Below are 13,550 nucleotides of genomic sequence, written 5' to 3'. Positions count from 1 at the left end.
AAGGGGAGCCCCTGTTTGCATGAGAAACAGGGGCTGACTCGATGAGTTAGCGATTAGCGCTGAAGCTGTAACCGCACTCTAGGCATTGATAGTTATTCAGTACCTTGTCATCGATCTGTTCACCGAGCGTGGCCCCGGCGATACCGCCAGCGACCCCTCCAAACAACCCCCCTAAAATCGCCCCAGCGACGCTCCCGATTGCGATGCCTATTGGGCCTCCGGCGACACCTAAAACAGCTCCAGCTTCGGCACCGGACAGAGCGCCAGCTGTACCACTGGCGGCGCCGCCTGCGGCACCGATCAAACCGCCTGCTTGTTTCCCAATATTTTTCGTGACGATGCGTCCAGAGTTACAACATGGGCAAGGGCTATACATACGCAGATCCTCTCAAATGATGAGCGTGCTAAGCGAAGTGCAGGCACGCCAAAATCCCAACTGCAGTCGATACAGGTGGGCGTTCATAGAGGTGATATAGGTCTGAAATATTTTTGATTATCCACGGGCGCACAGCCAATGGTCATACAGAATGGACGGTGGAAAGGCACTGGGCTGACCTGCGCGGCCTGGCAAGATCAGCAGTTGAACAGTGCGACACTCGAGCCGGAGGGAGTATGAGGCAAACCCGCCCTACAACTGACCGACTATCGGGTCTCTCGGACCAGAAATCCATTGATAGCGCCCACCGTTACGACAGTAAAGACTCAGGCTAAGGTGCTGGCATAAGGGAATGATTTTCTAGCATTTGTCCATGGGAAGTTCTTGATTCGCCGTAGTGAAACTACAGCGCTCCCATCCCGAATTTGTTGTGCCCCGAAAAATGCGCCGAGCGAGGTACTATCATTGATCGCCAGCGGGATTGGCGATTGACGCATCAATGTGAGCGTGTCGGTCGTCCTGAAAATCCAAACCCATGGTCTGCGGGTATTTGGATATTAGTTTACTGAGCTGAAACGTCGACGGTACTCCGTCGGTGTCAGGCCAACGACCCTTCGGAACCGCGACCGGAAGGTCACCGCAGACCCGAATCCGGAAAGAAGTGCCGTTTGATCAATCGATGTATCGCTCTCCTCAAGCAATGCACGCGCTCGATCAATACGAGCGGTGAGAAGCCACTGTAAAGCTGTAGTACCGGTCTGTTCTTGAAATCGCCGAGCAAAGGTGCGAGAGCTCATGTTGGCACGAGCCGCAAGACTATCGACCGTATGCGAACTGTTCAAATTGTCTCGCATCCATTCGATCAAGGGCATTAGGCTCGTTGGAGAGCCTGGAAGCTCCTGACGAATAAACTGGGCCTGACCACCATCACGGTACAGTGGCGCGACCGCCAGACGGGCAGTGTTTGCCGCAACAGACTGGCCGTAATCACGTCGCACGAGATGCAAACACATATCTAATCCTGCTGACGCGCCGGCCGAAGTCACGATGCTTCCTTCATCGACGAACAGAACATTAGGTTCTACTTGTATCTCTGGGTGAAGCCTGGCCAAGTCCTCGGCGAAACGCCAATGCGTAGTCGCGCGTTTGCCGTCAAGAAGACCGCTCGCGGCAAGGATAAAAGCCCCAGTGCAGATTGAAGCCAATCGTGCACCACGAGCATATGCCTCGCGAAGAGCGATTCTTACCGTCTCTGGAACCTCTCCAAACGGGTCTTCGCACCCTGGAATGACAATAGTGTGGGCCAGCTCAAGACGGTCGAGGCCGTACCGCACCTGCATATCAAAGCTAGCGGTCCGAATTGTCCGCTCGGGTGCGCACACCTCCACCTCGTATGCGTTCTTGTCATCGACCTGAGAAGCCAAGGCGAAAACCTGATAGGCGATACCAAAGTCCAACGGCACCACGTCATTCAATACCAAAACCGCAATCTTATGCACGGCGTTGACCCCCGCTCTCAAAATCAAATAACTGGCAGAAAACGATCGCTTGATGTCATTTAAGCCACTCACGTGTAGCGTCTAGCAGGAATACTCTTTAGTCAACTACGACGAGAGGAGACGGCAATGTCTGATGAGCTGAGCAATAAGATTCAAGACCGACAACTGCAGATTGGCATGGTAATTTTTCCTGGTTTCACTCTGCAGGACTTGGCTGGCCCACAGACGGCGTTCGGCCTTCATGCCAAAACTCACATAATCTGGAAGACCATGGATCCCGTTCCCACGGACATGGGCGTCACCATGAACCCTACGATCACGATTGATGACGTTCCAGATAACCTAGACGTGCTGTTTGTCGCAGGTGGCGGAGGAACCCCTGAAATCATGAAGGACCGGGAGTTGCTCGATTTTATTGCTCGCGCAGGACAGACTGCCACCTATGTAACCGCCGTATGCACAGGCTCTGTACTTCTTGCTATGGCGGGACTATTGGAGGGCTACCGTGCAGCAACCTACTGGCCTTTCTACGAACCCCTCATAGCACTGGGTATCGAACCGAGCTACGAACGGGTATGCGTCGACAGGAACCGAATCACAGGTGGCGGTGTAACGGCAGGTATCGACTTTGCGCTGAAGGTCATCGCCGAGCTTAAAGGCCAGGATGCGGCAGAGTTTACGCAGCTCGTGCTCGAGTACGACCCGCAGCCGACAATGAACTCGGGGAATCCACGTACCGCGCGGCCGGAGATCGTCGCACAGATAGAGGGTCTGTGGGGGCGAACTGACGAGGCTGTGAGAGTCGCGAATGAGCATATGAAGCGTCGAGCGCAGTTATCAAAACTAGCTCCCGCGTGATCGTTGCTCTGTAACGTTGTTCTCGGCGGACCTTGGTCAGTCATTTCTGCGCCATGCCGCGGGGTCGCTCTAGGGGCAGGTCCTGAGCTGTAGTCATCGCCAAACAAAAAGCCCCTGCACTCCTACACGCAGGGGACTTGCCGTGGGAGTACCTGAAAATTGGGGGCTCGCGCAGCTAGATCTGAATGCATCGATCCTACGTCAGGGAGCGAGCACTCGTTTTAATAACCATTGTGGTGATCGCAGTACGTGGTGCTGAGCGGCTCTAAAACTTGCACATTTCACTAAATAGCTCTCGAGGATTCAACATGACTTCGCATATAAAACCAGTCGCCACGACTGAGTACGACGATGTAATTCAGGCAGCTCAAGCTTATATTGACGGTTATCGCTCTGGGGACATCGCTGGAATTGAGAAAGCCTTCCACGAAGACGCGATAATGTGGGGCTACACCGGCGATGAGCTGCTTCAAGGTCCAGCTGTTCCGGTATTTGCGAGTTTCTTCAAAGCACTGGGCGCTTCACCGAACACCCGCAGTCGCCTGGACATCTTGGCTATCGCACCCACAGCTGCAGTTGTCCGAGTGGACATGGAGAATGACGTTTTGGGCGCGAGCTTCCACGACTTTCTTTCGCTGCTCAAGATCGACGGTCAGTGGAAAATAATCTCGAAGATATTCCAACGATACGCCTAAGCAAGCGACGGAGCCGCATCGGCTAAATTTAGCCCGTCAGATGCAAGATCCTCTTCCTCTAAGCCGATGCTAAAAGGCTTGAGCGCGCTAACCTGAGGTGCATCGCAACCAGACAAGGGTCGCACGCGAGGTCACCTGAGATTAGCCAACAATTTTTTTGTGTTAGACGCACGAAGGTAGCTAAGGCAAAAAAATCTTTGCCTTAGCTTCATGCCGAATCTACTCGATAAACGCGGCCAGCGAATCCGACGACGTGGCTGGCGGCGTCGCCCAGTTTAAACGCTCGTCACGGTCAGCCACTTTCTTCTACTGGCGCCTCATCGTTGAAACTATCGATTCATTTTGCGTCATCAGCCATATTTAAAGCTCGCGCGGTGGCCTCAACCTTGATCGATTCCTTCTCGCCCTTGGCGTTCTCTACCGTAAGATTCACAAGCACCTGGTCACCTTCTTTTACCTGTTTCATCAGGTCAATAAGCATAATGTGATAGCTGTGGGGATCCAGGATGACTGCTTTGCCAGCAGGCAAGGCGACGAACTCTACTGGTTGCATGCGCATCACGTCGTTCTTGATTGTCGACTGGTGAACTTGCACGATTTTCGCCACCGGTGACTGGGCACTGAGCAGCTTGCTGTCGCTGCTTGCAGTTATCGTCATGAACGCACCAGTCGCTTGTTGTCCTGGCACTGTCGCGCGAACCCAGGCGCCCTCTACCTGCGTTTGGGCTGAAATCTGGAAAGCCAGCCCTAGTAGAGAAATCCCAAGTACGATCTGTTTAACGTGTTGATTTATATTGGTAAAATTTGGACCTGATACATTAGCAAATCTCCATGAGTGTAATCAGATCTTCTGCACATTGTTGTGCCGAAAGTGCTTGAGAAAATCCAAGGCGTAGCGTTCCTTGGTAGTCATACACATAGCTCGTCGATGAATGAGTAAGTGTATATGTTGACCCAATCGGTACTTTCTCGTAAAACACGTCAAACTCTTTGGCTGTAGCCGCTGTTTCTTCTAGCGTTCCGTAAAGAGCGATAAATGACGGATCAAAAGTTTTTACATAGGCGTCTAGGACGGCTGGTGAATCCCGCTCGGGATCGAGCGTAATAAAGATAACCTGAAGAAAGTAGCCGCCCTTATCCATCATTTTTTTGATTTTAACTGCACGAGCCAAGGCGGTGGGGCAGACTGCCGGACATTGAGTGAATCCAAAAAAAATCATGGGCATCACGCCTCGATAGCTTGAAAGCGTTCTTACCTCGCCGTCGGTGTCTTTTAGCCGGAATGTGCGCCCAAGAATTTTATTGCTTAAGTCTTTGCCGTATTTGTACGATAGCTCACCTCGGGTATCGCATCCTGCCAGCATGCCGATACCTAGAAGTCCCATGCCTGAAATCACCTTACGGCGAGTCAACAAAATGCTCATTGATTCAAGCCTCTTTATACGAAAAAACCACAAATTGGATTAACAAGTCTTCTTTGAATTATTACTTCATACATTGATCATGTGCTGCCAATGGATAATACATCGGTTCAGGTCGAGCTGATCACTAGTGCGATTGAATTGAGGGTGTTGTCTCTAATGCTTTTGACGGCGCCTCAACTGTAAAACGTGGTTCGTCTAACTAGGTATTCGCGAAAAGAAGATTTAAGTTCCCCAGTCACCCAACTAGAATGACTGCTGGAAATCAGCCCGAACTACCAAGTTCTTTAGCCCCGTAATGGCGTTCAGTCTTACTAGCAAGGTGCCTGGGGTAACTAGTCAGAGAGTCTGTAGGTAGATAAATCAGGACTACGCGTTTACGCCCCCGTCCACGCTTAACCCGGTGCCGGTGATGTGTTTAGCGCTTGGGCTTGCGATGAACGCGACCGCCACTGCGACATCCTTCCCAGTACCGTATCGGCCTAATGCTGAATGAGCCCTCATCGCATCGGCACCATCACCATCGGCTGGGTTCATATCAGTGTCCGTAGGTCCAGGATGCACAGTATTAACGGTGATGCCACGCGGTCCTAGCTCACGAGCAAGTCCTCGTGTAAAGGAAAGTAGGGAGGACTTGGACATGGAATAGACTGTGACCGATTCAAAGGCCACACGCTCCGCCAGACAGGAACCGATATTGATGATTCTTCCGCCCTCTCCAAGATAGGTAATGGCTGCTTGAGACGCCAAGATCACTGCTCTAATGTTTACGGCGATGATCTGGTCTATCTGATCCAGCGGCATTGTCTCTAGCGGGCAAATAAAAGCGACGCCCGCATTGTTTACTAGTATGTCCAACCCTCCTAAAAGCCTAGCTGCCTCATGTACAGAACGCGTAGCTGCTTGGGGATCCGCACTATCGGCCTGGATAGGGAAGGCTTTAACGCCCAATCCCTCAATTTCTCTGGCCAGTTCCTCCGCCGCATCCCCAGAGCGAACATAGCTGAAAGCAATATCAGCTCCTTTTTCTGCCAACTCGATAGCGATAGCTGCGCCAATACCTCGTGCAGCGCCAGTGATGAATGCACGTTTGCCTGAAAGTTCTTTCATGACTGTCCCATTAGTAGATTTGAGATTTACCGCGACCATTCGGGGTCACTAAACCCAGAAGCTGAAGCTTAAGCGTCACTAGCGCTTTGCAAAACGACTTAGTCCCCTCGATTTACGCCATACGGTTTAGTCGAACTTGCTTCCCCTTCCGAAATTAGAATCTACTGATGAGGCGGCTTTAAGAGGAATAGACTTTCGGTACAGCGCTCAAATACGCCGTTGCAAAGGGGATTGCGCCGAGCGTAATGAACCCTGAGCGGGCAGTTAAGACACTTCAGCCTCAACCGTAACCTCATAAGCGCTAACACCCTGATGTGCGGCCAGCCGTCTGATGCTTTGAGGAGGGTGCCCGATAACTCTGATGAAGGCTCTGCGCATCCGCTCCGGATCCTTGAAGCCAACCGAGTGTGCTATCAGTTCGATCGGTTCCGCCCCACGTTCAACGCGCAGCCTCGCGACCTCGACACGCAAACGCTCCACAGCTTTAGCGGGTGTTTCCCCCGTTTCCAGCAGAAAGGCTCGACCAAATTGGCGCAAGCTGAGGCAAGCAATTGATGCCAAATGCTCTGTTGATAGCTGTTCGTTTAGATGCTCTCGCATGTAGGAAAGCACCTCCCTCATGCGATCCGTCGTCGGCTCCATATCGGCCATGGCCGAAAATTGTGACTGCCCTCCTGGCCGACGGTGGTACACGACCATGGCGCGGGCGACCTCATGGGAAACAGCATTTCCCAGATCTTCCTCAATCATGGCCAGCGCCAGATCGATTCCCGCAGAGATGCCAGCAGACGTCCAGATGCCACCATCCTTCGTAAATATATGATTGGGCTGTACCCGCACCTTCGGAAAATTGCGTTGCAGTCGCGCGGTCTGCCTCCAGTGTGTAGTAGCCCTGCGACCGTCTAATAGGCCCGCCGAAGCCAATAGAAAAGCCCCGGTGCAAACACTCGCAACTCGCCTGGTGCCTTTCGCGGCCGCATTAGCGAGGTGGTCCGACACCATGGGAAGGTCGTAGGGTTTGGAAAAAGCCTTACCGCCGACCACTATCAACGTATCGTACGGGCTTGATCTGATCTTCTGACTCCTTACTTCCAGACCAGACGAACTCATAACGGGACCGCCCGACAACGAGACTACCGAACAGCAGTAGGGATCTGATACCCCGATCTCTTTAGCGATTTCAAAGGCGGCCAGCGGACCACTAAGGTCCAGAATCTGAAACTCGGGAAAGACCAGGAAAGCGATGTCACGCATGGAATTACCTTCTCCAAAAATCATTGATCCTGTTCACAATTACTATTCCCTGCCAGCCTCCTGTTGGCGATTTTCGTACTGCTTGCCTCGGATGATCCTCTAAAAGTCGTATGGCGAAAAGAGCAAAAAACCCTCAAAAAACGTCATCCTCATTTTTCGCCTCGTAGTCCCGCTTCGCTATTTGCGTTCCTGTCTGTGACATCCGCTGGCCAATGCAGCATGACGGCCAAAAAGGAGGGAAGTAAGTCCTTTCTCCCGCCATAAGTGACATAGAGAATGCTCCCGTTTCTCAACGGGAGAGTCGTCATGGCTGTAAGGGCTGTCACCTCAAATCTGCTTGGCTGGAGGCGGGTGCAATGAGTACATCAAAGTCGTCGGAAGACATTCCAGCGCCAGAAAAATCGTCAAGTCGCTCGAATGTGGCTGTGTTGGCCATAGCCCAAGGATTATTCACGGCGGCCATCGCGATCGATCTCACATTGACCGGTTTGACGGGATATCAGCTTGCCCCTGATAAATCGCTCGCGACTCTGCCTTTTGCACTGATCACCGTAGCAGGCGCCATTGCGACATATTTCGCTTCTACTCTGATGCAGAAGATCGGAAGACGGCGTGGATTTGTGCTAGGTGCCTTCACCTGCGCAATAGGCGGATCGATTTCCGTATGGGCGGTCTTCCTGAACTCTTTCTGGCTATTCTGCATCGGGACAGCGGCCGTCGGTATCTTTCAAGCGTTCGCCCAGTATTACCGTTTGGCGGCGACAGATTCGGAACCTGACGACCGCAAAGCACGCGCAATCTCGTTGGTGCTTGCGGGCGGAGTGATCGCCGCTATTCTTGGGCCTTTGTTAGCGAGTTGGAGCACGAATTTATTCGCTACCCTATTCGCCGGTTCTTATTTGATGGTATGCCTGCTCGGCATTGCCTCGGCAGCATTACTTTGGTTAGGCTATGAAGATGCACTTCCAGAATCATTGGAGCTGCATGGCCACGAACAGCCGCCACGCAAGTTACTTACAATATTTCGACAGCCAGTTTCATTAGCGGCACTCGCGAATAACGTGATAGGCGGCGTGGTGATGATGTTCATCATGACTGCAACACCGCTGGCGGCTGTCGCCAGCAATCACTCAATAAATGATGGCGCCAGCATTATTCAATGGCATTTAGTAGGTATGTACGCGCCGTCACTATTTGCTGGACGTCTGATTTCCCGATTCGGATTGCCTTCGATTTTGTTCTTGGGAATTGCACTTAGTGCAGCTTGCGGATTGATTGCACATTGTTCGGACAGCTTGGCGGCATTCTATATTGCACTTCTTTTTTTAGGCGTGGGATGGAATTTTATGTTTGTGGGCGGCACAGTCTTACTGACTGCTTCGCATCATCCCTCCGAGAAGGCTAGGGTGCAGGGAGTGGCAGAGTTTATTCGATACACGTTCACTGCATTTGCAACTTTGGCCGCCGGCCCTCTATTGCAATCACTTGGCTGGAAGGGTATGAACGATATGATTTTCCCACTATTAGCGGTATGCGCTGTTATTACCTTGTGGTGGGTATGTATCGAACGCAGAATAAAAAACGCAACCAGTGAACACGTCTCGGGCAGCGAAAACCGATCGGCGACATAATTATCCGGGCGTGCCGCACACCGTTTTAAAAAACGGTATCGCTGGAGATCCAAAAAGCTTGGCGCTTTAAGAAACGCCACCTCATGTTGCTGTGAATGAGCCATCGGAACTTTTCATTCACACAACAGCTAAGCTAGAACAGAATTAATCTTGGAGTCATGATGAGCGCTAATTCCAAACCCCGCACTAGGCTGGCACTTTATTCCGCAGGTATACTTATTATTTTTGGAGTCGTTGCCTTTGGCGTGGTGGATAACTCAGAGAAAGCTATAGCACAGGACGGCCCGCCCCCAGTCCAAGAGGTAGATGTCGTGGTCGTTAAAAAAGAAACGGTTACCGACTGGCAAACTTACTCTGGCCGATTAGCAGCGGTGGAGAAAGTTGAGGTTAGGCCGCTGGTTGCAGGAACCATAACGGACGTCAACATACATGATGGCCAATTGGTAAAAAAAGGGGACACTCTGTTCGTCATCGACCCAAGACCTTACCAAGCACAAGTCGAACGAGCTAAGGGGCAGGTTGCAGCAGCTCAGGCTCGCGCCGCGTACACGAAAAGCGACTGGGAGAGGGCACAGCGCCTGATTGCCGAAAATGCAATAGCGAAACGTGACTACGATGAAAAAAACAACGCGGCATTGGAGGCCAGTGCCAATCTTAAGACTGCTGAAGCGGCGCTGGATGCAGCTAAAATTGATCTCGGCCATACCCAGATTACAGCTCCAATTTCTGGTCGAGTATCGCGGGCAGAAATAACACTTGGAAACATCGTAAACGCCGGGGCAGGCGCGGCACCTTTAACGATGCTTGTCTCTGTTAGCCCCATTTACGCAGAGTTCAACGCTGATGAGCAGACTTATCTTAAGTACATCAACAGACTCGGCAATAAGGCTACTGTTCCGGTTGATCTAGGACTTGCAGATGAGACAGGGTATTCGCGCCGGGGAGTCATCCAATCCGTAGACAATGAACTCGACACTACCTCAGGCACTATCCGCATGCGTGCACGGTTTGACAACGCTGATGGCACCATGGTCCCGGGGCTATATGCGCGTGTAAAAGTGGGCGGCAGTGAACCATACGCGGCCCTTCTTATTGATGATGCGGCAATTGGCACCGATCAAGACAAGCGATTTGTCTTGGTCGTGGGAAAAGATGACCATATTGTTTATCGCCCGGTAGCGCTGGGAAATCTACAAGGCAATTATCGCATTATCACGTCCGGACTCGAAGAGGGCGAACGGGTGGTGGTAGGCGGTATTCAGCGAGTCCGTCCAGGGGAGCAGGTTCTAGGAAAGATAATTCCCCAAAATGACGCTCAGGCTAGAAACGCTCACTGACCCACGACAGCACTAACTAAAATTCACCAGTAAATAATGAGTGTCCCTCAGGCACTTAGGATTTATTGATCCGTGCATTGATTGTAAAACAGAGTGCATCCTTAAGCGTCCTGTTGTCTTTTTTAACCTTCAAGCAGCGCTGAGAGCAAGTAGCCGCCTCACTTAAAGAGTCATTAATGAACATATCAAAGTTCTTCATTGATCGTCCGATCTTTGCGGGCGTACTATCCGTGGTGATCCTGCTTGCAGGGTTGATAGCAATATTTAAATTGCCGATTTCTGAGTACCCAGAGGTCGTTCCGCCCTCGGTCACAATCAGCGCACAGTATCCTGGAGCGAACCCAAAAGTCATTGCCGAGACAGTTGCTGCGCCGCTTGAGGAAAAAATTAACGGCGTTGAGAATATGCTGTACATGCAGTCCCAAGCGAACAGTGACGGTAACCTGACCATCACTGTCACTTTCGCATTAGGAACTGACCCGGACTTGGCTACCCAGTTGGTACAGAACCGAGTCAATCAAGCATTGCCACGATTGCCCGAAGATGTACAACGATTGGGTGTTACTACGCTCAAAAGCTCTTCTTCATTAGTTCTTTTTCTGCACCTTGTGTCGCCGAATGATCGGTACGACACAACGTATTTGAGAAACTACGGCCTACGGAACGTCAAAACGCGCTTTGAGCGGATACCTGGCGTTGGCCGTGTCGATATGTGGGGGGCAGGTGACTACGCAATGCGTGTGTGGCTTGATCCGCAAAAGGTGGCACAGCGTAATCTCACCGCCTCGGAGATTGTCACTTCCATTCAAGAACAGAATATTCAGGTTGCTGCGGGTGCCGTTGGTGCTGCGCCTTCTTCGCCGGGTACTGCGGTACAGCTGACAATCAATGCCCAGGGTCGCTTGAAGACCGTCGACGAGTTCCGCGACATCATTCTCAAAACTAGCCCCAATGGCGCAGTTACTTATCTGCGGGATGTCGCCCGAGTCGGACTCTCTGCGGCTGAATACGGATTGCGTGCGCTGCTGGACAACAAACCCGCCGTCTCCCTCGCCATCTACCAATTGCCTGGCGCTAACGCGCTGGAGATCTCTGATCAAATCCGCGCTGCACTCAAAGATCTCAGCGCTGATTTCCCTCCCGGCCTGGATTACAGGCTTATCTACGACCCCACTCGCTTCGTGAAGTCGAGCATTCAGGCGGTTATAGAAACACTGCTCGAAGCCATCGCACTGGTGGTCGTGGTCGTCATTGTGTTCCTCCAATCATGGCGTACAGCGATCATTCCTTTGATCGCTGTACCGGTGTCCATCATCGGTACCTTTGCGCTCTTGCTGGCCTTCGGCTTCTCGATCAATGCCCTGTCGCTTTTCGGAATGGTGTTAGCCATTGGTATCGTCGTTGACGATGCCATCGTTGTGGTTGAAAACGTGGAGAGGAACATAGCCAGCGGTCTGACCCCGAGGGACGCCACGTATAAAGCCATGCAAGAGGTCAGCGGCCCCATCATTGCTATCGCACTCACGTTGGTTGCTGTATTTGTACCGTTGGCATTTATGAGCGGTCTCACGGGCCAGTTCTACAAGCAGTTTGCAATGACCATTGCGATCTCTACGGTGATCTCTGCTTTCAACTCACTCACGCTCTCTCCAGCCCTCAGCGCACTACTTTTGCGTAGCCACGACGCTAAGCAAGACGCCTTGACGCGGGTGATGAATAAGCTACTGGGCGGTTTTTTTCGAGCATTCAACAAGGTTTTTAATCGTGGCTCGGAGCAATACTCGAAAGGCGTAACAGGCGTCCTTAAGCGCAAGGGCAGCATGCTGGTTGTTTATGTGGTTCTTCTGGGACTCACGGCGGTTATGGGGAACGTTGTGCCTGCTGGGTTCATTCCCATGCAGGACAAGGAGTACTTGGTCACTATCGCCCAGCTTCCCAATGGCGCTTCTCTTGACCGTACGGAAGAAGTGATTCGCCAGATGAGCGAAATAGTCATGAAGCAGCCGGGCGCAGCTCACGCAGTCGGCTTCCCTGGCATGTCCGTTAACGGATTCATGAACAGTTCTAGCGCAGGGATTGTCTTTGTCCCCCTCAAGCCTCTCAGCGAACGTACATCGAAAGATGAGTCCGCCGCGGCCATCGTCGCATCCCTTAACCAAAAGTTCGCCAGTATCAAAGGAGCCTATGTCGCAGCCTTTCCACCGCCTCCAATACTCGGGCTTGGCACACTGGGTGGTTTCAAAATGCAGCTGGAAGACCAAGGTAGCCTCGGGTATGAGGAGCTTAACAAGGCCGCTCAAGCATTCATGGCCAAGGCTGCAGTGACCCCGGAGCTTGGTGGGTCACTGACAAACTATCAGATCAACTTCCCGCAGCTAAACGTCGAGCTAGACCGTGTGAAAGCCAAACAGCTGGGCGTGTCCGTTACCGATGTATTCAAGACCATGCAGGTATACCTTGGCTCCTTGTATGTGAATGACTTCAACAGTTTTGGCCGTGTATATCAGGTACGAGTGCAGGCCGACGCACCGTTTCGTCAGCGAGCAGATGACATCCTTCAGCTGAAAACCAGAAACGACCGTGGAGAAATGGTGCCCCTATCGTCTCTGGTTCGTATCACCCCAACCTACGGTCCGGACATGGTGGTTCGGTATAACGGCTACACCGCAGCGGATATTAACGGCGGCCCAGCGCCGGGCTATTCGTCTGGCCAGGCCCAAGCAGCAGCGGAGCGCATTGCAGCCGAGGTGTTGCCTCAAGGCGTAAAATTCGAGTGGACTGAGCTGACTTACCAAAAGGTTTTGGCAGGTAATGCCGGTATGTGGGTCTTCCCTGTCAGCGTCCTGCTCGTATTCCTCGTACTGGCCGCACTGTACGAAAGCTTGACCCTCCCTTTGGCGGTAATCCTGATCGTTCCCATGAGCATCTTGTGCGCACTCACGGGGGTGTGGTTCACGCAGGGAGACAACAACATCTTTACCCAGATCGGGTTGATGGTATTGGTCGCATTGGCTTCCAAAAACGCCATCTTGATAGTCGAGTTCGCCAGAGAACTAGAGCACGACGGGTACACACCGCTGAAGGCTGCCATTGAAGCGAGCCGCTTGCGTCTCCGGCCGATTCTCATGACTTCGATCGCCTTCATCATGGGCGTTGTTCCACTCGTGTTTTCCACTGGGGCGGGCTCAGAAATGCGCCAAGCCATGGGGATCTCGGTTTTTTTCGGCATGTTGGGCGTGACCCTGTTCGGTCTCGCACTAACACCTGTCTTCTACGTGGTCCTGCGTACGCTGGCAGGTGGCAAAGTACACGTGGCTCAAAAAGACGCGCCTCACCTGACAACGGAAGCATTGGACTCATGATCGGAGC

The 13,550-nt window shown here is 52.2% G+C and carries 11 protein-coding genes; 5 read left to right on the top strand and 6 right to left on the bottom strand.

Annotation, left to right across the window (positions count from 1 at the left end; translation table 11 throughout):
* Nucleotides 1-46: 46 nt before the first annotated feature.
* Both HX801_RS31930 and HX801_RS03550 read right to left on the bottom strand, forming a co-directional pair.
* Nucleotides 47-376: a hypothetical protein gene (locus HX801_RS31930; protein ID WP_026174920.1), complete on the bottom strand. Its 330-nt coding sequence runs from the start codon at nt 374-376 to the stop codon at nt 47-49.
* 557 nt (nt 377-933) lie between these two features.
* The gene (locus HX801_RS03550; RefSeq protein ID WP_371316553.1) at nt 934-1,947 is read right to left on the bottom strand and encodes a GlxA family transcriptional regulator; all 1,014 of its coding nucleotides are present in this window, start codon (nt 1,945-1,947) and stop codon (nt 934-936) included.
* 54 nt (nt 1,948-2,001) lie between these two features.
* Between HX801_RS03550 and HX801_RS03545 the strand changes: the two genes are divergently transcribed.
* Together HX801_RS03545 and HX801_RS03540 are read left to right on the top strand one after the other, a co-directional pair.
* Nucleotides 2,002-2,733, top strand: coding sequence for a DJ-1/PfpI family protein (locus HX801_RS03545; protein WP_177021591.1), 732 nt, complete (start codon nt 2,002-2,004; stop codon nt 2,731-2,733).
* 308 nt (nt 2,734-3,041) lie between these two features.
* Complete coding sequence (locus HX801_RS03540) at nt 3,042-3,428, top strand: nuclear transport factor 2 family protein (protein ID WP_025110502.1); 387 nt, start codon at nt 3,042-3,044, stop codon at nt 3,426-3,428.
* A 337-nt stretch (nt 3,429-3,765) separates the two neighbouring features.
* Here HX801_RS03540 and HX801_RS03535 read toward each other — a convergent pair whose 3' ends face one another.
* The 4 genes from HX801_RS03535 to HX801_RS03520 all read right to left on the bottom strand — a co-directional run bounded on the left by HX801_RS03535 (nt 3,766) and on the right by HX801_RS03520 (nt 7,213).
* Nucleotides 3,766-4,221 carry a copper chaperone PCu(A)C gene (locus HX801_RS03535; protein WP_177021618.1) on the bottom strand — a complete coding sequence of 152 codons (456 nt, stop codon included), beginning with the start codon at nt 4,219-4,221 and terminating at the stop codon, nt 3,766-3,768.
* Nucleotides 4,222-4,246: 25 nt separating this feature from the next.
* Nucleotides 4,247-4,852 (bottom strand): SCO family protein, encoded by a 606-nt coding sequence (locus HX801_RS03530; protein WP_177021590.1) that lies wholly within the window; start codon nt 4,850-4,852, stop codon nt 4,247-4,249.
* 366 nt (nt 4,853-5,218) lie between these two features.
* Complete coding sequence (locus HX801_RS03525; protein ID WP_016973809.1) at nt 5,219-5,959, bottom strand: SDR family oxidoreductase; 741 nt, start codon at nt 5,957-5,959, stop codon at nt 5,219-5,221.
* Nucleotides 5,960-6,223: 264 nt separating this feature from the next.
* Entirely contained in the window at nt 6,224-7,213 is a 990-nt protein-coding gene (locus tag HX801_RS03520; protein WP_025110499.1) for a GlxA family transcriptional regulator, read from the bottom strand.
* Nucleotides 7,214-7,569: 356 nt separating this feature from the next.
* On the opposite strand from HX801_RS03520, the gene HX801_RS03515 reads away from it, so the two are divergent.
* The 3 genes from HX801_RS03515 to HX801_RS03505 all read left to right on the top strand — a co-directional run bounded on the left by HX801_RS03515 (nt 7,570) and on the right by HX801_RS03505 (nt 13,543).
* On the top strand, nt 7,570-8,844 hold the full coding sequence (locus HX801_RS03515) for an MFS transporter (RefSeq protein ID WP_177021589.1): 1,275 nt from the start codon (nt 7,570-7,572) through the stop codon (nt 8,842-8,844).
* 161 nt (nt 8,845-9,005) lie between these two features.
* Nucleotides 9,006-10,181 (top strand): efflux RND transporter periplasmic adaptor subunit, encoded by a 1,176-nt coding sequence (locus HX801_RS03510; protein WP_025110497.1) that lies wholly within the window; start codon nt 9,006-9,008, stop codon nt 10,179-10,181.
* Nucleotides 10,182-10,357: 176 nt separating this feature from the next.
* The gene (locus HX801_RS03505; protein WP_177021588.1) at nt 10,358-13,543 is read left to right on the top strand and encodes an efflux RND transporter permease subunit; all 3,186 of its coding nucleotides are present in this window, start codon (nt 10,358-10,360) and stop codon (nt 13,541-13,543) included.
* Nucleotides 13,544-13,550 lie beyond the last annotated feature (7 nt).

It is taken from the genome of Pseudomonas sp. G1002, from assembly GCF_013385455.1.
Taxonomy (GTDB): Bacteria; Pseudomonadota; Gammaproteobacteria; order Pseudomonadales; family Pseudomonadaceae; genus Aquipseudomonas.
This window is presented reverse-complemented; position numbering and strand designations above follow the sequence as displayed.

Bases quoted from the DNA above. Each gene is read 5' to 3' on its own strand.
- HX801_RS31930 (WP_026174920.1), bottom strand. From the start codon at position 376: ATGTATAGCCCTTGCCCATGTTGTAACTCTGGACGCATCGTCACGAAA.
- HX801_RS03545 (WP_177021591.1), top strand. From the start codon at position 2,002: ATGTCTGATGAGCTGAGCAATAAGATTCAAGACCGACAACTGCAGATT.
- HX801_RS03540 (WP_025110502.1), top strand. From the start codon at position 3,042: ATGACTTCGCATATAAAACCAGTCGCCACGACTGAGTACGACGATGTA.
- HX801_RS03530 (WP_177021590.1), bottom strand. From the start codon at position 4,852: ATGAGCATTTTGTTGACTCGCCGTAAGGTGATTTCAGGCATGGGACTT.
- HX801_RS03525 (WP_016973809.1), bottom strand. From the start codon at position 5,959: ATGAAAGAACTTTCAGGCAAACGTGCATTCATCACTGGCGCTGCACGA.
- HX801_RS03520 (WP_025110499.1), bottom strand. From the start codon at position 7,213: ATGCGTGACATCGCTTTCCTGGTCTTTCCCGAGTTTCAGATTCTGGAC.
- HX801_RS03515 (WP_177021589.1), top strand. From the start codon at position 7,570: ATGAGTACATCAAAGTCGTCGGAAGACATTCCAGCGCCAGAAAAATCG.
- HX801_RS03510 (WP_025110497.1), top strand. From the start codon at position 9,006: ATGAGCGCTAATTCCAAACCCCGCACTAGGCTGGCACTTTATTCCGCA.
- HX801_RS03505 (WP_177021588.1), top strand. From the start codon at position 10,358: ATGAACATATCAAAGTTCTTCATTGATCGTCCGATCTTTGCGGGCGTA.